Source organism: Roseateles sp. P5_E8 (assembly GCF_054177665.1).
Genome location: NZ_JBGCUM010000159.1, coordinates 1 through 516 on the forward strand (window position 1 = coordinate 1; position 516 = coordinate 516).

1 protein-coding gene is annotated in these 516 nt (G+C 71.5%); it reads right to left on the minus strand.

Annotated elements, in window-relative coordinates:
• On the minus strand, window positions 1-516 hold a 516-nt coding region (locus ACXRVZ_RS27775), incomplete at both ends, for a hypothetical protein (protein WP_458233155.1).

Sequence of the window (516 nt, forward strand, 5' to 3'; positions counted from 1 at the left end):
GCGTTGGGCGTCGTCGATCTGATTCGACTCGAAGATCGGCTGGCCGTCGTCGGCGTAGCCGACCGCACTCGCGCCCTGGTCGGCCGCAAGGGTCTCGAGCGGGCCGACGAACGGTTGCAGCGCGGCGAGCGCGCGCGGGTCCAGCCAGGTCCGATCCAGCAGGCCCTTGTGACGCTCGTCGACCGAGCTGACCGTCAGCAGGTAGCGGCCGAAGACCTCCGCCCCCCACTCCTCGCTCATGACCGGGCCCAGCACGCGCTGGATGGTGCCGGCGTAGCCCAGGTCCACCAGCACCAGGGTGTCTCCCCGCTCCAGGCCGACCTGGCGCGTCAGGTAGCGACGCAGACGTTCGCGGAACGCCGCCGAAGCGGCCACGATCTCGGCCAGCACGCCGGGCTTGCGCAGCGCCGCGAGGAACGTCTGCAGCGGCTGCGCCGTCGCCTCGGCCTGCGCGATCAGGCTCTGCGTGCGCTCCTCGGACAGCAGCAGCTGACGCGCGATCATCTCGAGCGTCAG